Source organism: Paenibacillus filicis, assembly GCF_038070315.1.
GTDB classification, from domain to species: Bacteria; Bacillota; Bacilli; order Paenibacillales; family NBRC-103111; genus Paenibacillus_G; species Paenibacillus_G filicis.
This window is the reverse complement of the sequence record NZ_JBBPCC010000006.1, coordinates 92,694-111,797: the sequence shown is the minus strand read 5'-3', so window position 1 is coordinate 111,797 and position 19,104 is coordinate 92,694. Positions and strand designations below refer to the sequence as shown.

Annotated in this window: 12 protein-coding genes and 1 pseudogene; 9 read left to right on the top strand and 4 right to left on the bottom strand. The window is 47.9% G+C overall.

Going from position 1 to position 19,104, the window contains the following annotated elements; all coding sequences use genetic code 11:
• Positions 1–64 precede the first annotated feature (64 nt).
• From WMW72_RS11380 to WMW72_RS11370, 3 genes are all read left to right on the top strand, one after another.
• Complete coding sequence (locus tag WMW72_RS11380; protein ID WP_341415586.1) at positions 65–2,839, top strand: MGH1-like glycoside hydrolase domain-containing protein; 2,775 nt, start codon at positions 65–67, stop codon at positions 2,837–2,839.
• Positions 2,840–3,431: 592 nt separating this feature from the next.
• On the top strand, positions 3,432–4,022 hold the full coding sequence (locus WMW72_RS11375; protein WP_341415585.1) for a TlpA family protein disulfide reductase: 591 nt from the start codon (positions 3,432–3,434) through the stop codon (positions 4,020–4,022).
• A 29-nt stretch (positions 4,023–4,051) separates the two neighbouring features.
• Positions 4,052–8,383: a 3-keto-alpha-glucoside-1,2-lyase-like domain-containing protein gene (locus WMW72_RS11370; protein WP_341415584.1), complete on the top strand. Its 4,332-nt coding sequence runs from the start codon at positions 4,052–4,054 to the stop codon at positions 8,381–8,383.
• Positions 8,384–8,466: 83 nt separating this feature from the next.
• Here WMW72_RS11370 and WMW72_RS11365 read toward each other — a convergent pair whose 3' ends face one another.
• The gene (locus WMW72_RS11365; RefSeq protein WP_341415583.1) at positions 8,467–9,345 is read right to left on the bottom strand and encodes a LysR family transcriptional regulator; all 879 of its coding nucleotides are present in this window, start codon (positions 9,343–9,345) and stop codon (positions 8,467–8,469) included.
• A gap of 176 nt (positions 9,346–9,521) precedes the next feature.
• Here WMW72_RS11365 and zwf point away from each other — a divergent pair, with 176 nt between their 5' ends.
• The 5 genes from zwf (at position 9,522) to WMW72_RS11335 (ending at position 15,685) form a co-directional block, all read left to right on the top strand.
• Positions 9,522–11,078, top strand: a complete 1,557-nt coding sequence (zwf, locus tag WMW72_RS11360; protein ID WP_341415582.1) for a glucose-6-phosphate dehydrogenase — start codon at positions 9,522–9,524, stop codon at positions 11,076–11,078.
• 229 nt (positions 11,079–11,307) lie between these two features.
• Complete coding sequence (locus tag WMW72_RS11350; protein WP_341415581.1) at positions 11,308–12,654, top strand: glucose-6-phosphate isomerase; 1,347 nt, start codon at positions 11,308–11,310, stop codon at positions 12,652–12,654.
• 15 nt (positions 12,655–12,669) lie between these two features.
• Complete coding sequence (gene gndA / locus WMW72_RS11345) at positions 12,670–14,088, top strand: NADP-dependent phosphogluconate dehydrogenase (RefSeq protein ID WP_341415580.1); 1,419 nt, start codon at positions 12,670–12,672, stop codon at positions 14,086–14,088.
• 276 nt (positions 14,089–14,364) lie between these two features.
• Positions 14,365–14,826 (top strand): type III secretion system chaperone family protein, encoded by a 462-nt coding sequence (locus WMW72_RS11340; protein WP_341415579.1) that lies wholly within the window; start codon positions 14,365–14,367, stop codon positions 14,824–14,826.
• Positions 14,827–14,899: 73 nt separating this feature from the next.
• The gene (locus WMW72_RS11335) at positions 14,900–15,685 is read left to right on the top strand and encodes a hypothetical protein (RefSeq protein ID WP_341415578.1); all 786 of its coding nucleotides are present in this window, start codon (positions 14,900–14,902) and stop codon (positions 15,683–15,685) included.
• 256 nt (positions 15,686–15,941) lie between these two features.
• Here the strand turns inward: WMW72_RS11335 and WMW72_RS11330 are convergent, their stop codons facing one another.
• The 3 genes from WMW72_RS11330 to WMW72_RS11320 all read right to left on the bottom strand — a co-directional run bounded on the left by WMW72_RS11330 (position 15,942) and on the right by WMW72_RS11320 (position 18,140).
• Positions 15,942–16,679 (bottom strand): VanZ family protein, encoded by a 738-nt coding sequence (locus tag WMW72_RS11330; RefSeq protein ID WP_341415577.1) that lies wholly within the window; start codon positions 16,677–16,679, stop codon positions 15,942–15,944.
• On the bottom strand, positions 16,676–17,002 hold the full coding sequence (locus WMW72_RS11325) for a PadR family transcriptional regulator (protein ID WP_341415575.1): 327 nt from the start codon (positions 17,000–17,002) through the stop codon (positions 16,676–16,678). Before WMW72_RS11325 ends, WMW72_RS11330 begins: the two co-directional genes overlap by 4 nt.
• Before the next feature lie 274 nt (positions 17,003–17,276).
• Positions 17,277–18,140 carry a DUF3862 domain-containing protein gene (locus WMW72_RS11320; RefSeq protein ID WP_341415574.1) on the bottom strand — a complete coding sequence of 288 codons (864 nt, stop codon included), beginning with the start codon at positions 18,138–18,140 and terminating at the stop codon, positions 17,277–17,279.
• A 154-nt stretch (positions 18,141–18,294) separates the two neighbouring features.
• Here WMW72_RS11320 and WMW72_RS11315 point away from each other — a divergent pair.
• Positions 18,295–19,030 (top strand): annotated as a pseudogene (locus WMW72_RS11315) (tRNA(His) guanylyltransferase Thg1 family protein).
• Positions 19,031–19,104: the final 74 nt, after the last annotated feature.

Genomic DNA, 19,104 nt, shown 5'->3' with positions numbered 1-19,104 from the left:
AGGAACAAGGCATTGCTTAGGCAATGCCTTGTTCTATCGAGGGCGAGAGGAGCGGTTAAGACCCGTGGAACAGTTAAGAGGAACGCATGATTTGCCGCAGCTCCCCGCGTGGGGACCCTATACGAAAACATATATCGGCATTTCGCATATCGCGGATGCCAAGAGAGGACTGCGCTTCGATCTGAGCCTATTTCCCGGCTTTTATCGGAGAAAGGTCGATGTGCCGAATACGATGTGGGAGTCGGGCTATCATCCTTGGGAATCGTCGCCCGATCTAAGCTGGTATACGCACCGGCATGAGCTGGAGTGGAAGGACCGCGTATATGCGGATATTTCCTATGCGGAGCTGCCCGGAACCCGAACCGGCGAGGCGAGACTGCTTCGCTGTGAGCTTGCGAACCGAACGGAGGCGGAGCAGAACGTCGTGCTGCATGCAATGGCTTCCCTCCATTTTCCCCAGGTAAGCGGGCATGGAGACAGGCTGGAGACGGTGCGTCCTGAACTGCCGGACGGGGCATTGTGGACGGACGCGCTGGACTACGCGTTCTTCTCATTCGGATCGCCTCGTCCGAGCGATAATCTCGTATACGACGGTTTTTCCCGTGGTGAACGAAGAGGCCAGGGCCTTGTCGGCGGCTCTGCGCTTGGTTTCGGCGGGGAAGCCGGGGATAGGGCTTCCTACTCGTTCGAGCTTGCCCACCCGATGAAGCAAGCTGCGCTGCTGCTGCGCTGGAGGCTGCAAGCCGGGCAGCGGCTGCGGCTGCAAGTGACCGGAGCGGCCGAGAACGTCGTCGAGCTGGTCGGAACGGGCGACGTATCCGTCACGACCGTAGCCGCAGGCGCGCTGCAGGCTGGGCGTCATGAGCTTGTGTTGACGGCGGTCGAGGCGGTTGACTCCGGCACCGCCTGCGGCCATGCTTCCGCTGCCGGGCCGGGCTATGCCGAGCTCGACGGCTTTGCGGTTGCGGAGCTCGACGGCTTTGCGATTGCGGAGCTGGATGCGGCGGATGAGGTGCGATTTGTGCCGGAACCGTCCAACGCTATTCCGGAATTAAGTGCGGGGCCGGTTCCGAACAGCCTGCTGATTAAATATGAGGGGATCGACCATTATTACGGGCTGTTGTGGGCCTTTGACGATTATGAGGTACGGGAATTTCATTGCGATGAGCTGGATCGATTTCTGCGCCATAATGTGCACCATCATACGAGCGCTGTCTTTAAGGGAACGGGTGACGGACACTTTACGAATGTGTACTTGCGGCCGATTCCACTTGCTCCGCACACAAGCAAGATCATTCACGGCATGGTTTGCAGCGGTGCCAAAGAAGACGTCGAACGGCAGCTCGCCGAATTCCGTTCTGACGCGGATCATTGCGAAGCGATCTTTTCCGCTGTTAAGCGCAAATCGGAAGCGCGTGCGAAAGCGTTCAATCCTTCGGGCGAGCCGTACCGGTTCGGCCAACAGCTGATGGAGGCGACTCTGGCTACGAATGTCGTGTATCCGGTATACACCCGGCGTTCCTATATACGCCATAACACGCCGGGACGCTGGTGGGACAGCTTGTATACGTGGGATTCGGGCTTTATCGGGATTGGATTAGCCGAGCTTGATATTGAACGGGCCATAGAATGCTTGAACGCTTACATGACAGAGCCGGGAGATACGCATGCCGCCTTTATTCATCACGGCAGTATGGTGCCTGTCCAGCATTATTTATTCCTTGAAATTTGGAACAAGACGCAGTCCAGGCAGCTGCTTGACTATTTTTATCCGAAGCTGAAGCAATATTATCGCTTTTATGCCGGCAAGCTGGGAAGCTCGACGACAGGCACGCTTTCTTCGGGACTCTTGAAGACATGGGATTATTTCTATAATTCCGGAGGCTGGGACGATTACGCCCCTCAAGTCGAGGTTCATCGCAGCTCATTGACGGGGATAGCCGCTCCGGTATCGAATACCGCCAATGCCATCCGGATCGCGAAAATTTTGACCATGGCAGCGACGGCGCTCGGCGGGCTGGAGGAAGATACGGCGGAATACGAACGGGATATCGCACGGTTCTCGAAGGCGATCCAGGCGCATGCATGGGATGAGGAGAGCGGTTATTTCGGCTATGTGCTGCACGACGGCGAAGGACGTCCGGAGCGGCTATTGCGTCATGAAAGCGGACAAAATTACAATATGGGGCTGGACGGCGCTTATCCGCTGGTGGCTGGCATATGCAGCCCAGAGCAGGAAAGCCGCCTGATCGGGCATTTGACGGACGGCAGCAGGCTATGGAGCCCGATCGGGCTGACAGCTATCGATCAGAGCGCCGCCTACTACAAGAAGGACGGGTATTGGAACGGGGCCGTATGGATGCCTCATCAATGGTTTTATTGGAAAATGCTGCTCGGTCTCGGGTACGGCGAGGCTGCCCGCAGGATCGCCGACACGGCCTTGGAGCTCTGGCAGAATGAGACAGGCGAAAGCTACAACTGCTACGAGCATTTCATCGTACAGTCGGGCAGAGGGGCTGGCTGGCATCATTTCGGCGGCTTGTCGGCCCCCGTGCTGAGCTGGTTTGCCGCCTATCACCGTCCGGGCACGCTCACCGCTGGCTACGATGTATGGCTTGAGCATGTCCGCTTTAGCGCGGATCATGCCGAGCTTAGTGCTGATTTGCGTTATTTTGGAAGCCCGGAGCGCTCCCATACGGTGCTTGCGTGCATGCGTGAAGGACTCGCCTACCGCGCATTGTGGAACGGGGAGCCGGTAGCTGCTGCAACCGCGGGCGGTTTGCTGGACATCCAGCTGCCTGGCGACTCCGCCGGAACGCTGACCATTTGCCCCGTATGATGGCTGAGGCAGGCGGCATGCTTCGCGTGACTTGATTTTCACTTCATCTAGGTTCCAATTTGTTTCGAGGGAGACAGCGCCCTCGGTATGTCCAGCAGGATGTGCCGAGGGCGTTATTTATGTTTCGGGACATTCTGTTATACCATTTATTTCCATGCAATGCACAAAGATGTTTATTCCTATAACCGCAACATTCCGTATGACTGAATAAAGCAAAAAATGACTTTTGCGTGTAAAGACGCTGTCCTTTATCCAATCATACAATAAATAGGTAATGACTCAATTGGAGGAGGAAGAGCAAATGGTATAAAGAAAAAATTCATGGGGGCACTTGTAGCAGCAGTTATTTTGAAATAGCTTGCAAAAGGCTGTGGAGCAAAACAACGAAGAAGACAGATAGGCTCGACTACCCTTAGCGGCGGTTAGCACCTAGTGCCATGTCGTCGTCACTGGCAACACTCGTTCAACAGATATTGGAATAGAGCGGCATAGAGATCAGGCATCTTTGTATAAGGATGCCTGATCTGTCTAACCATTTGCCTGTTCGTATCGAATTCAAAGCTCGGACAGAAGCTTCAAAGGAGAGGTTACGGTGAAAAATCGGATAGGGTTGCTTATCGGCCTAGTGGTTCTCAGCGCACTGTCGTTGTTCTTTAGTATTTCCTATGGCAGTACCGAGACCAGCTCCAGTGAAGGGCAGAGGCTGGATGCCCATAAGCTGGAAAGTATTATGCGGTTGGCGCAAGCTGGTGGAAATCCCGGACCGAATGATGTAAAGGCACCCGCCTTTACTTTGAAAGCCACGAACGGCGCTTATTATTCGATCGGAGGTAAGCGCGAGAAGCCGCTAGTGATTCATTTTTGGGCCAGCTGGTGCGAGGCTTGTTCGATCGAAGTGCCAATGTTAAAAAAGCTGTATGAGCAATATCAAGATCAGATTGATTTTATGGGTATTAATGTATCCACCGAGGAAAAGCTGGACAACATTCAAAAGTTTATCGAGAAACACGGTATTTCGTATCCGGTGTTGCTGGATGAGCATAAGCATGCTGCCGACTTATACGAGCTTCACGCTCTGCCGACTGTGTTTCTTATCGATCGAAACGGCTTCGTGCTGGATACCTTCCATATGATCGATCCGCTTGAGCTTCAGGAGAAAATTGGACGACTGGCACAGAATTAAAACATTCTGAATAAAGTTGAGGTGTTGTCATGAAGAAAGCTAGACCAGCGCTTGTGCAAATGCTTATCCTTGCACTCTATATGTCGCTGATTTCTCCGTACTCGGCACATGCCGAGCAAGAGAAGCCAATTCCTACGTATTTCGCCGATCATTTCGATAAATCCATCATTAATGAGAAGTGGGATGTGATTGAAGGCCCGTGGTCCGTTGACGCAGGCAAGCTCACGGTGTCCAAAGGGCTCGGATATAAAGCAGTCTCGAAAGACCGGACATTTAAGGATTTTACGCTATCCTCTGAGATTTCGCTTGCTGACCGGACGGGTGATGCCGGATTGCTATTCAGAGTGAATAGTGCAGTTCCTGGCGCGGATAATGTTCGGGGCTATTATGCAGGGATTACGGCCAGCGGATCTGGTTCCTTGTTGCTGGGCCGCATGAACAACAGCTGGACGGAGCTGAAACGCGTTCCCGTTACCATTAATCCGAATACGGCCTACCGCTTGAGCATTACGGCTACGGGCAGTCAGATTCGTATCTATCTGGACGATCAATTACTTATCCAGCAAGAGGATACGGCTTATACCGAGGGCAGCATCGGAGTTCGGATGTACAACTCCCAGCCTGTCTACGATAATGTGGCGGTTCGATCGACAGCAGGCGATGTTTTGTTCGCGGATGACTTCAATGACTCACAGAATCCGGCGCTAACCCGTTGGAATACGATTGACGGCAATTGGAAGCTGCAATCGGGAGCGATCACGGTCAATAAAGGAGACGGCTACAAAATTTTAGCAAAGGACGCCCAGTTTGAGAATATGACGCTCGAGGCGGATATTAAGCTGTCCAGCGATACCGGCACAGGAGACGCGGGCTTGCTGTTCAAAACCCAAAGCGCCAAGCCGGGGGCCGACAATGTACAGGGCTACTATGCAGGCTTAAGCGGGGACGGGCAGGTCATCCTCGGGCGGATGAACAATAACTGGCAGCCGCTAAAGCTGGTCAAAGCTTTCGACAAGATTGATTTTAACCGTTACTACCATATGAAGGTCGTCACCTACAAGAATGAGATCAAGGTTTTTGTCAACGATTCCCAGAAGCCTGTGATCACCTATACCGACGACACTCCGCAGAAGTATGTGAAGGGCGGCGTTGGCTTAAGAAGTTACCGCTCCCAGCCGATGTACGATCATTTTATTGCGAGCGAATATGTAGTGCCAGAGTCGAAGTTCACAACACCGGTACCCAACAAGGATCCGCTGGTGCAAACACCGTTCATTCCACTTCCGTTGGGCAGTGTTGAAGCGGAAGGCTGGCTGCTGAAGCAGCTCGAGCTCCAGCGGGATGGCGTTACAGGGCATGCAGAGGATCTATATGGCGAGCTTGGAACGGGTGCCGCTTGGCTCGGAGGAACAGCGCCGGATTCCGATTGGGAGCGGCCCGTTTACTATCTGAAAGGTCTAGTGCCTCTGGCCTATACACTCAAGGATAAGGACTTGATTGCCAAGTCGCAGAAATGGATCGAAGCAATGCTGGCCAGCCAGAAGGAAGACGGTTCCTTCGGACCGGCAGGCAATAATGATTGGTGGCCGCGTATGGTCGCGCTTTACGTGCTGAAGGATTATTACGAGGCGACGAACGATGCCCGCGTGCTTCCTTTCATGACCAAGTATTTTCATTACCAGGCTGCATCGCTGCCCGACAGACCCTTGAGAGACTGGGGCAAGATGCGCGTCGGAGACAATATTGACACCGTACTCTGGCTGTATAACCGGACAGGGGATGCTTTTCTTCTGCAATTGGCCGACTTGCTTGCCGGGCAGGGCTACCCTCACACGGATACGTTCAAAAATAACCGTTTCCAAAACTTCGGGAACGATTTCCAGCCCGTGCATTCCGTTAACGTGAGTGAAGCGATCAAGATGCCGGCGATCTACTACCAAAGATCGCATAATGCCGATGACCGGGACGCCTTCCAGGCCGGTGTTGCGAATCTGGCGGACCACGATCAGATTACAGGCATGCCGTCAGGAACCGAGATGCTGGCGGGGATCGCTTCCACGCAAGGCGTAGAGCTCTGCGCCATTACCGAGCGTATGCAGAGCAATGAAGAAGCGGCGATGATTCTGGGAGATCCGCATATCGGCGATGCACTTGAAAAAATCACCTTCAACTCGCTCCCTGGCGCGATGGATAAGCAGCTGAAGCTGCATCAATATTATTCCTTGCCGAATCAAGTCGAGAGCAACTTGGCCGATCATGGGTACAAGCAGAACTATAATAACTCCACGATGCCTTCTCCGGTTTCGGGCTTCCCTTGCTGCCGGTTTAATATGCACATGGGCTGGCCGTATTTTGTGAAAAATATGTGGGCTGCCACATCAGATGGCGGCTTAGGCATTATCGCCTACGGACCAAGCCGCGTGTCAACCCGCATCCAGCAGGCGGATGTATCCATTGAGGAGAAGACGAATTACCCGTTCGAGGATCAGATTGGATTCGAAATCACGACTTCGGCTTCGGTCAAATTCCCGCTTAAATTAAGAATTCCAGCATGGGCAGATCAACCGTCCGTGACGGTCAACGGCCAAGAACAACCAGCTGTAAAGGCTGGCGAATACTTCACGATCGATAGAGCCTGGGCTACGGGAGACCGTGTTGTCCTGAAGGTGCCGATGAAGCTGAAGACATCCACATGGGTCAACAATTCCGTGGGAATTGAACGGGGACCACTCGTGTTCTCCCTCCAATTGGAAGAGAACTGGCAGGCGGAATCCAGCCCTATAGCGGCTGTGCCGGGCTTTGATGCGGCGGCCCTCGGATTCAAGCAATACCGTGTATTGTCTAAGACACCGTGGAATTATGGATTATTAATTGACCGGGAACATCCGGAAAAATCGATAGAGGTTATACAAGGACCTATGCCGGAAAATCCGTTTATTCAAGCGACAACTCCTGTCAAACTAATCGCAAAAGCAAAGAAAATCCCTTCATGGGGCAAGTCCGCCAATGGTGTCGAAGCATCGGAGCCGCCTATCAGTCCGTTGCTCTCTGCCGAGCCAACCGAGAGCATTACACTGGTTCCCTACGGGGCGGAAAATCTGAGAGTCACTTATTTCCCTGAAGTGACGGAGGAGCCGGACCAAGCGGCTCCAGCCCAATATGAGGCTGAGCAAGCCGAGATTTATAAAGCCAAAGTGAATACAAACAACAACTATGCCTCCGGCAAAAGCTACGTAGGCAGCATCGATTATGAAGACAGCTACGTGAAGTTTAAAGACATTACCGTCCCTGCAGCCGGTACGTATACGATGGACGTTTGGTTCGCGAACGGCGGAGATTATACAGCTGCGACTGGCAAAATTATTGTGAACGGCAAGGAGCAGACGCATAAATTCCAAGGAACTCGCGGCTGGGGCCGATTTATGGCGGCGCCAATCCAAGTAAAGTTGAATGAAGGGAAGAACACGATTACCTTCATGAAAGGAACGGGGTATTACGAGCTGGATTACATAGTAATCCGACAAAAGGCAGACGCACCGGATGCCGTTCCTGCGGTAACCTTGTCTGGCCCGGCTTCGGTAAAAGGAAACGAGCCGTTTGACCTGGTACTTGGCTTAAAAAGCGTATCCCAAAGCGTGTACGCTCAAGATTTGACCCTTACGTTTGATCCAGGACAAGTGGAATACTTGGGGTCAGAGGAATTGATTGAAGGATTTGAGATCGTGGGGCAGTCCCAAGCGGCCGGGCAGGTTCGTCTGATTACCGCGAACTTGGGTGCCGGTGATCTGAATGCTTCTCTGCTGAAGCTGAAGTGGAGAGCAAAGTCGGCTAGTCAGCCAGCCAGCACGGTTATTACGGTGTCCAAAGCCATCATGGCTGATGGACACGGGGTAGAGACTACGTACCCAACTGCGGCCCATAGTCTGCAAATTGCTGTTGCCACAGACAAAACAGCTTTGAATCTATTGATCGATTCGGCGTTAGAGAAGCATCGGAATGCGACGGAGGGCACGAACGTCGGTCAGTACCCTGTTGGTTCCAAGGCTCTCTTATTAACAGCGATTAACCTGGCCAAGGCCATAGCGGATGACGCAGCAGCAACACAGGTGCAAATTAACCAGGCTACAGTCACTCTGCAGCAGGCATTAACGAAGTTCCTGGATAGCGTCATTACTCGCATGCCTGGCGATACGAACGGTGATGGCCGTTATTCGATTGCTGACCTGGCTATCGTGGCGGCTGCGTACGGCAAAACATCGGCAGATCCGGATTGGGAGCTATACAAGCAAGCGGATATGAACAACGACGGTAAAATCAGTATTGAAGACCTGGCTATCGTAGCGCAAAGGATATTGGAATAAGTTTGTCAAGGAACACAGCTGGAACAGACGCTTGGAGCGGGCTGTTCCAGCTGTGTTTTCTTTAATACCGTATACTGAGATGATTACCGGACAAGCTCGATAAATCGTCTTGCCGGATTGGATAAAGGCATGTTGCGCATAGTCATGATGCCGACGGGGGAAGGTGGAAGGGTGACGTCGAGCTTGATTTCGAACAGGGAGCCATCATCCAGCTCATTTTTCACGAATTGCCGGGTCACATAGGATATGCCAAGCCCCCTCTTGGCGAACTCAATGAGCAGATCGACACTTCCGACTTCGATTTTCGGCCTTAGTTTCAGTCCATAGTCTTGAAATAATTCTGTGATCGACATTCTTGCCCGGCTATTACGGGAAAATAGAATAATAGGATGCTCCAGAAGCCCCGAAAGCGACAGCACCTCATGTTTAAGATGGGCATAATCCTCTCCAGCAACAAAACAATCCATCAGTTGAAACGTTTGTTGTACCTCCAATTGGCTATCAACGATAGGCATGCGAACGACGCCAAGGTCGATTTTTCCCTCTTTCAGGAACGTAATAATATCAGGGGTCGTGCCGTGATTCAAGCGAAGATTGATACCGGGATGGCTCTTGTGAAATATTTCTATAAAAGGTAGTAAATAATGCTTGAACAACGAATCACTGCCCCCGATTCGCAGCTCGCCGTTTTCCAAATTTTTAAGCGCAACCATTTTTTCTTCAGCCAGCGTGATTAAAATTTGCGATTGTTCGATGTAGGAATACAAATAAGCGCCTTCCTGCGTCAGGGAAACGCCTTTGGAATTCCTGTAAAACAACGTCATGCCGATATTCTCTTCGAGCTGTTTGATGGCATGGCTTACACTGGGCTGCGTTAGGTAGAGCATTTTAGCGGCCTGACTCAAGCTTCCGGTTTTCGCCGCCCAATAAAATACTTTGTACAGTTCATAATTTATACTCATAGATGTGGTATATAGCTCCTGTGAAATATATTGATTACTTATATGTCCCTGAATCGTATTATAGTGAACTTACATCCAAGAAACAAGGGATTGTTAAGCGAACGTTACATCGCTTCGCCGTCGACGTCCTAGGATAGAGAGATAGCTAGCTCTAATTCGGAAGGAGTATGCAACCTATGGAACCCATGACATTCGTGTTGTTTGGAGCGACAGGGGATTTGGCCAAACGTAAAATTTACCCGGCGCTTTTTAATCTTTTCCTTGACCGTAAGTTGCCGTCGTCATTTTCACTGATCGGTCTAGGTCGGAGAGAATGGAGCGACGAGTCGTTCCGAGCGAACGTCGAGCAATCGATTCGCGAATTTTCGAGACGTCAATCAAACGACCCTTCGTTAATGAAACAATTCGTTGAAGCTTTTCGATATCATGTACTGGATATCGGTCGTCAAGAGGATTACCTGGACTTGAAGCATTTGATCGAGCAGTGTGAGGAGGAGCTTCATCTACCGCAAAATCGGTTGTTCTATTTGTCGGTCGGGCCGGAACACTTCCAACCCATCGCCATGAACATCCAGCAAAGCGGACTTGGCTCCGTGAACGGCTGGAAACGGCTTGTTATCGAGAAACCGTTCGGCCATGATTTACAATCGGCCCGCGCACTTAACGAGAAGCTGTCCCAGGCGTTTACGGAAAACGAAATTTTCCGCATCGACCACTATCTTGGCAAGCCGATGGTTCAGAAACTCGAAGCGCTCCAGCAAAACAATCTGGTCATTCAGGGGATTTGGAACAACCGGTATATCGCAAACGTACAAATTACGGCGAACGAAACGGTAGGCGTCGAAGAAAGAGCGGGCTATTACGACCATGTAGGCGCTTTAAGGGACATGTTCCAAAACCACATGCTGCAATTGCTGATGATGACGGCTATCCAGCTCCCTCGTGAAAGTGGTTTTGATGAAGTGCGAGTCAAGAAGAAACGGGTAATGAAGGCTCTTGAGCCGCTACAAAAGCAGAATGTCACCGCAAGCGTCATTCGAGGGCAGTATACCGCGGGAAGCATGAAAGGCCAACCCGTCGCGGGTTACGTTGACGAACCGGGTATCATGGCCGGAACGATGAACGATACGTTTATCGCCGCCAAATTGCAGATTGACGATTATTATTGGCGTGGTGTGCCATTTTATATACGTACTGGCAAGAGGTTGAAAGAGAAATCGACGCGAATCGTCATCGAATTCAAGGAGCAGTTTATCTCGTCTCCGTCTGAGAAACACGGCCGTATCGAGCCGAATCTGCTCGTTATCGAGATGAGCCCCAACGAAAGCATCACGCTGCAATTGAACTCGAAGGACCTGTCCGGAGAGGGTGAAGTGAAGCCGGTTCACATCGACATTCACCCTGCAGGCGAAGAACTGCCGGAAGCCTATGAAAACCTGATCCGCGATGCCTTAGCTGGCGATTCCACCTTCTTCGCACATTGGGACGAAGTCGAACTTGCATGGGCCTGGGCGCAGCCGATCCTAGAAGCCTTTGAAGAGAACCTCGTTCCACTTCGCTTGTACGAAGCCGGTACATACGGACCTCCCGAGTCAGACGAGCTTCTTTCCCAAGACGGCTACCATTGGTGGTTCGATGCCAAAGAGCAACAAACTACCGAAGGGGAAGAAAAACAATATGCCTACCACAAAAATATAAATACTGTGGCCTCTTTACCGACAAAGTCGTTCTAAAAGACAGCGTTCTGCTCGTAGCAAAAATCGCTGAGTTGTTCCGCGTGTATAACATGGACACGTAAATCATCGCGGTTTCCGTTCTCGTTTATCGAACAGTTTGCGAATCACTTACTGACGGCGCAAGGACTGGAGAAGTTCGCCGCCGACTGGAAAAAATCTGTTCGCTAAACGACTCCCGCAGCATTGAACCTGCAGTAGATATGAATATTTAAGGAGGACGATTCTAATGACAATCAAATTCGATTATTCCAACGCGCTGCCCTTTATAGGGCAGCACGAAGTGGACTATGCGGCACCGTTCGTTGCTGCTGCGCACCACATGCTTCACGATAAGAAAGGTCCAGGATCCGATTTCCTTGGATGGGTGGATCTTCCACTGAACTACGACAAGGACGAATTTGCAAGAATCAAGTTAGCCGCCGAGCGCATCCGCTCGAACTCCGAGGCCTTGATCGTCATCGGCATCGGAGGGTCCTACCTGGGAGCACGATCAGCGATCGAAGCACTATCTCATACGTTTCACAATCAGATGAGCGGCCATACCCAGATTTATTTTGCCGGTCAGAACATCAGCTCGACATACATGACGCATTTGCTTGAGCTCCTCGAAGGCAAGGACATTTCGCTTAACGTGATCTCCAAATCGGGCACGACGACGGAACCGGCGATCGCTTTCCGCGTGCTGCGCGAATACATGGAGAACAAATACGGCAGGGAAGAAGCGAGGAAGCGCATCTTCGCGACGACAGACTCCTCCAAGGGAGCCTTAAAGAAACTCGCCGACGAGGAAGGCTACGAAACGTTCGTCATTCCGGACGATGTGGGCGGCCGTTACTCCGTCCTGACGGCAGTCGGCTTGCTTCCGATTGCTGCGGCCGGACTCGATATCGATCGGATGATGGCTGGCGCGGCGGCAGCGGCTAGCAAGTACAACAATCTGGATCTAGCGACCAACGAAAGCTACCAATACGCGGTCGTCCGCAACGCCCTGTATCGCAAAGGAAAATCGATCGAGCTGCTTGCGAACTTCGAGCCTTCCTTGCACTACGTATCCGAGTGGTGGAAGCAGCTGTTCGGGGAGAGCGAAGGCAAAGACCAAAAGGGCTTATACCCGGCTTCCGTCGATTTCTCGACCGACCTGCACTCGATGGGACAATACGTACAAGAAGGTCGGCGCGATCTGATCGAAACGGTTCTTTCCGTGAGGAAGCCGCGAGCCGAGCTGACTATCCAAAAAGATTCGGGCAACCTCGACGGCTTGAACTTCCTCGCCGGCATGACGATGGATGAAGTGAACAGGAAGGCGGAGGAAGGGACGCGATTGGCGCACATGGACGGAGGCGTACCGAACTTGGTCGTCGAGCTGGATGCTTTGAACGAATACACGTACGGCGAGCTGGTGTATTTCTTCGAGAAGGCTTGTGGGATCAGCGGCTTACTGCTTGGCGTGAATCCCTTCGACCAACCAGGCGTCGAAGCGTACAAAGTCAATATGTTCGCGCTGCTCGGAAAACCGGGCTTCGAGGCGCAACGGGAAGAGCTTGTCAAACGTTTGGCAACGAAGCAAAACTAAAGAGGAGGCAGTACGATGAAAAAACAACAAATCGGCGTTGTAGGCTTGGCCGTCATGGGCAAAAACCTGGGGCTTAATATTGAAAGCAAAGGATTCTCCGTCTCTGTGTACAACCGTTCGCCACAAAAGACGAACGAGCTGATCGAAGAAGCGAAGGGCAAAAACTTTGTCGGCACATACAGCGTGGAGGAGTTCGTACAATCGCTCGAAACGCCTCGTAAAATTCTGATCATGGTCCAAGCGGGTCAACCGACGGATGACACGATCAATCAGCTGGTGCCTCATCTGAGCGAAGGGGATATTCTGATCGATGGCGGTAACGCCTTCTTTCTTGACACGCAGAGAAGAAACAAAGACCTGCAAGCCAAAGGCTTCCGCTTTATCGGAGCTGGAGTTTCGGGCGGAGAAGAGGGGGCGCTCAAAGGGCCGGCGATCATGCCGGGCGGACAACGAGATGCCTACGAATTGGTCGAGCCGATTCTGACGGCTATCTCTGCCAAAGTGAATGGTGACCCTTGCTCGACGTACATCGGGGGAGACGGCGCGGGGCACTACGTTAAAATGGTCCACAACGGCATCGAATACGGCGATATGCAGCTAATCGGGGAAGCGTACCACTTGCTGAAGGATATCCTCGGCGTTGGAACTGATGAGCTTCATGCCATTTTCACAGAATGGAACCAAGGTGAGCTGGACAGCTACCTGATCGAAATCACGGCTGATATCTTCTCGAAGACGGATCCTGACACAGGCAAGCCGCTGGTCGATGTGATCCTCGACTCAGCCGGTCAAAAAGGAACGGGCAAATGGACAAGCCAAAGCGCTCTGGATCTCGGCGTACCGTTGTCCATCATTACCGAATCCGTGTTCTCCCGCTTCATCTCTGCGATGAAGGATGAACGCGTAGCTGCAAGCAAAAAGCTGAACGGACCTAAGACCGAGGTCTTCGAAGGAGATCGCCAAGCGTTCATCGAAGCGGTTCGCCAGGCGCTGTTTGCAAGCAAAATCGCATCCTACGCACAAGGCTTCGCACAAATGCGCGCGGCGTCCGATGAATACGGCTGGAACCTGAACTACGGCAGCATCTCCATGATCTTCCGCGGCGGCTGCATTATCCGAGCGGGCTTCTTGCAAAATATCAAGGACGCTTACGACCGCGATCCGGAACTGAAGAACCTTTTCCTAGATGATTACTTCGGAGCCATCATTGAAAAGTACCAAGCGGCATGGCGGAAAGTGATTGCGATCGCCGTCACTTCCGGCATCCCGGTTCCGGCATTCGCTTCTGCGCTGGCCTACTATGATAGCTACAGGGCGGAAAGACTTCCGGCGAATCTGCTTCAAGCGCAACGTGATTACTTTGGAGCGCATACGTTTAAGCGTGTCGATCGCGAAGGCACCTTCCATTTCCAGTGGATGGGCAGCAGCCAGTAATATAGGGGCGCGATCCGCCCCTGCTTTCGGAAGCGGTCAAGCTGGACGAGGAGCTGTCCGTGCAGCGTCCTTCCGGTGAAGCCGATATAAAATAATAGGAACAATCATCCCACAAGATATGTTAAAACCCTCGATACATGAGGGTTTTATTTTTTTTATCTCGATATCAAAATCCCGAATAAGTGGTTCTATGTTATCTCTAGGTTTAAAAGGAATTTGAATCCTAACTAAGAAAAAATTACAATAGAATAGATCATTTAAAAGGGGATGACTGTAGTGTCAGTATTAATTGACGAATTTAAAAAGTATCTACATAACGATAACTGGAAATACACTGAACTCAGAAATGGGACATTATTAGCTGCTCAGCCCATTAGATGTGATCGTGGAACTTACGAAGGATTTTTCGATCTTCGAAACCCGCAGCGGATTGATTTTTATTTCAAAGTTCCAATTCCGATACCCGAGGAGAAGAAAGAAGCCATAAGTCAATTTATCCATCTGGCCAACTACGGATTGTCTGCCGTAACATTTGAATTTCATTGGGAAAGAGGAGAGGTGCGAAGCAGATCTACGCTTATCTGGGTTGAAGAATCGGCTCCCTCTGAGGAAACGATTAGACATCATTTGGTCAGAAATTATCTCTGCTTAGATGAGTACTTTGAGGGTATCACTGCCATTTTATATGCTGGAGCTTCCCCGCAAGAAGCATTAGAAAAGTCAGAAAGTACGAATTGAGTATTAGGTGGCGGATCTTCATAAGTGCGAATAGCAAAGACGTGTGGGATCGTATACGGGGGATCTATGAAATATGAAATTATATCTAAACACTTATCCTTTCAGGTTTGAACATGCATATGAACTAGGATTTGGTCCTAGCTGTTTTGATTCCTTGGCGGAAATAATTCAAGCATTTACTGATGCTGATAAAGAAGTACTTTTTGCATTTTTTGATTACGATAAAGATAAAGAGCCGCATAAGAATGAAATTTCAGAGGAAATTTTAATGGGATTTTACAATGATACACATAGAGATGGGGAAGCTGAGAGACAAGTTAAGGAGATATTATTTAATTTTTATTATGAGGAAGAACAAAAGCATGAACATATTAATATTGAAGAACTAAAGAACCAATTGTTAACACAATTCAGAAATACGGACATCGATTTGTTGAATGATGTAGTAAAAGATCAATTAAAAGCAAGTTTGTACCGTTGTTTCATGAAATACGGTTTTAATGATATAGAATTAAGTACACAATTATTCATTCAGGAAAGACTTAAATATGAGAACTTAGCATGGCCATTTCCCCAGGAGAAGCCGGATTTTTTAAAGAGAATACTTTGGTATAAAGTCTTGTCTAAGGAAGAGATTATACACGCATTAACGGATACTGATTGGTGGTTTAAATGTGTTATTGCCAGTCCGAATAGGAAATTTGAGGAATATACTTACTTTTTAAATTATACCGAAGAGCATGGGGATGAGTGCGACGGCATGGTGCTTTATATTAGTACTAAAGAAGTCAATCATTTTCAAAATGTTATAGTTCCAAGATTACAACAACTTTACAGTACATTGGAGATTGTAAGATGAATTTATACGCCCACACGCCTATACAACAAAGATTGATCTCGGGGGCTCGATCCCTATACAAACGCAAATAGGCCTTGCAAGAACGATCAAAGTGGAGTATTTTAGACATTGTTATGAGAGATGTGCTCCCGAGGGTCCTCGCAAAGGCTCGGGAGCATTTTCTTTATTTAAATAACTGTACGGCCATCATTCCATGCGTCTACGTGTTGTATGGTATAAAAAACATAGAATAATCAATCAACATAGCCGCGTATAATCAGGCCTTGACTTTTCTAAATCGTTGTACGTTTACTTTTCTTATGGAGGAGTATATAAACCATCCAAATATTGATCCGATTACATAAAATAAAATATCGTTAATATTTAAAGTTCCAGTATTGGTTATGAACTGCACCAATTCTATAGATATCCCAGTTATAGCGGAATAAATCATAATTTTCTTCAAAGTATTGATCTTAAACAATATCGGAAGAAACAAACCTAAAGGAATAAATAATGAAACGAGACCTAAAACAGTAGTGAAGAAGGTGATGTCAAAGGCATTTCTTTGGGCGACCAAATAAAGAGATGATATAATTTCTTGGTCTATGCCTTTGAGTGGAATCAGATTATGATTTGCGTGAATTCCCCAATTAAACCTTAAAGTAACCCCTCTTTCGGCATTATTCAAGTGAGATAAGTTATCGAATTTACCAATAAAACAAGCCATTAGAACGAACCATATGTAGAAACCCCATAATAACCATTGCGTTACTTTTATGAATTTTTTGAAGGGATTTAGCGTTTTGTTTAAATTTTGTTGTAGTGATTTATATTCTCCGAAGTCAAAAACTGCACATTTCTCTGCAATATCTTCTGAAATTCCCTTCTCCATATACTCTTTTTTTAATAACATCAAATGATCTTGAAATTCCTCGATAAGTTCTTGTTTTATATTCGGATTACAGTCAAGATGTAAAGATAGTTGTTGTAAGTAACGCTGGATATAGCTCATACCGCTCCCTCCGTAACGTTTAATATCATAATATTGAGTTCATTCCATTGTTTAAGTTTCCTGGAAAGTTCAGTTTTGCCGTTTTCCGTGATACGGTAATATTTCCTTCTTCCCCCATCATGTGATTCTCCCCAATACGATTCCACATATCCCTTATTCTCAAGGCGTCTTAAGGCTGGGTATAATGTTCCTTCGCTCATATCGTAAAAGTTGTTACTTCGTTGTTTTAAGTGTTTAACGATCTCATATCCATAAGAATCACCTCTGTTTAGTTCTGCTAACAATAAAATATCAATACTGCCTTTCATCATTTCTTTATCCACGACGCTCACCCCCTTAATGGCACCTTAATTTTAATACATAGTACATCGAATTACAAGGTATTTGAAGCTGCTCTGCCCATTACAGAGTTATGAAAAATAGCCTAATCCTCCGTCAACTTACAGAAGGAATTAGGCTATTGCCGGTAAAGAGTTGGGATGGCATCCGCCATATCAGATGGCGAATTTCTGCGTTTTGCCGACAAATAATCCGACGGCGAACACCATATGAAATAAAAAGCACAGGACTGTACTCCAATGCTATGAGTGATTTCAGTTACTTGAGTCCAGATTGAGTTTTGTCTGTAAGTTTGTTCCCTGAAAAGGTCAATATGGCATATGTTCCTGACGATTTTCCGCTGTATGTTACAATCAGGAGATGATTTTTATTTCCTTTAAAACCTGATTCAGTATTTACTTCTCCTTCTGATCCAACTAATTCAATAACCTTTTCATAGGAAATTCCGGCTTCAAGAGAATCAAACATGGCCTTATTAATTTTTGGATTTGTACTTTGTGATTTCGTAGTAGTAACTGTTTCAGAATTTGGTGTCACTTCACTTGTTAAATTCTGCCGGGGAGTCAAAGAGGCCTCGTTTATACCATTTGAGTATGTTTTGACACTTAAAACTACGCCAATAATAAATATCGTTATGGAGGTAATAAATAATTGTCTCAACTGTTTCTTATTCTTGGAGTATGCACCTGACAGAACAATAATTAGCCAAGCAACTACATTAAGTGCCAAACCAATTAATCCAAAAACAAGTAGAGCTGCTGTGACAGAATTGAGTTTGTTTTCTGCGAGCAACGAAAATGTGATTAACAGTCCGAAGGGAATACCACAGATCCAATATAATACTTTCAGCCAGCTTTTCTTTTTGATTACAATCTCTTTTGTTTCGTAATTGGCACTAAAGAGAGGTTGATGGCACTTTTTGCACACATTACGATTGTCCGCATTAGCTGTATCACAGAAGGCACATACAAATAATCTCTCCGATTTGATAGTGGTATCTACTTTCTTAGCAGGAAAAGCAGTACTGAGTAACCATGTCCCACAGCTCATACAGTACTTTTGTTTCTCATCGTTTTTAGTTTTGCAACTTGGACATTCGTATAAATCAATCGCTTTTCCCATGAGAAACTCCTTCGCTAAATTCTTAATTATTAAAAGTATTATACAATATTTACATGAATTAGAACAATTAATCAAATGGATTTTGTACTAATTTAAACGATTTTGTATGATCAGATAAATCAATTCTTTCATGCCAAAAAGGAGATAACTAAGTGTGAAAAATGATGATTTCGGCAACAGAATGAAGGGATATGAAAACACATTCAGACAATCTCTTCCGCAAAGGCTACCTGTTATCAAGGATCGATGGATGTCATTTCCACACATTTACACATGGAATGAAGAAGCCATTTGATGAAACGTTAACTAGTGCTATGTGGGAAACATGCAAGTACTTAGCTCAGAATATTATGGGCTGCAAGCTTGTGTATCATCAGAGCGATGAGATTTCATTACTCCTTACCAATTATGATAGATTAGCAACCCAGTCATGGTTTGATAACAATCTTCAAAAAATGGTTTCTGTTTCAGCATCAATGGCCACTGCAAAGTTTAATGAAGTTATTAAGCAATCCTATCCAGATAAGCCTTTAGCAACTTTCGATAGCAGAGTCTGGGTGCTTCCTCACGATGAAGTTACCAATTATTTTCTGTGGAGACAGCAAGATGCTACTAAGAACAGTATTTCAATGGTTGCTCAAGCCAATTTTCCGCATAATCAACTCCAAGGATTAGGTGGTAAGCAACTTCAAGATAAGTTATTTTTAGAGAAGGGAATTAATTGGAATGACTTGCCTAGTTGGCAAAAGCGCGGCGTGTGCATTACCAAGCAATACTACAAAAAAGGTGAAGCAATTCGGAGTAAGTGGGATGTCGATTTGGAAACACCGATCTTCAGCCAGAATCGAGATTATATAAACCAATACGTCTATCTGAATAGGGATGAGTAACTGTGGAATGCGTAATCTTTATAGGGATTCAAGCTTCAGGAAAGTCAACCTTTTTTAAAGAGAAATTCTATAGT

Coding starts and splice junctions, on each gene's coding strand:
- WMW72_RS11370 (WP_341415584.1), top strand. CDS start 4,052: ATGAAGAAAGCTAGACCAGCGCTTGTGCAAATGCTTATCCTTGCACTC.
- WMW72_RS11365 (WP_341415583.1), bottom strand. CDS start 9,345: ATGAGTATAAATTATGAACTGTACAAAGTATTTTATTGGGCGGCGAAA.
- zwf (WP_341415582.1), top strand. CDS start 9,522: ATGGAACCCATGACATTCGTGTTGTTTGGAGCGACAGGGGATTTGGCC.
- WMW72_RS11350 (WP_341415581.1), top strand. CDS start 11,308: ATGACAATCAAATTCGATTATTCCAACGCGCTGCCCTTTATAGGGCAG.
- gndA (WP_341415580.1), top strand. CDS start 12,670: ATGAAAAAACAACAAATCGGCGTTGTAGGCTTGGCCGTCATGGGCAAA.
- WMW72_RS11335 (WP_341415578.1), top strand. CDS start 14,900: ATGAAATTATATCTAAACACTTATCCTTTCAGGTTTGAACATGCATAT.
- WMW72_RS11330 (WP_341415577.1), bottom strand. CDS start 16,679: ATGAGCTATATCCAGCGTTACTTACAACAACTATCTTTACATCTTGAC.
- WMW72_RS11320 (WP_341415574.1), bottom strand. CDS start 18,140: ATGGGAAAAGCGATTGATTTATACGAATGTCCAAGTTGCAAAACTAAA.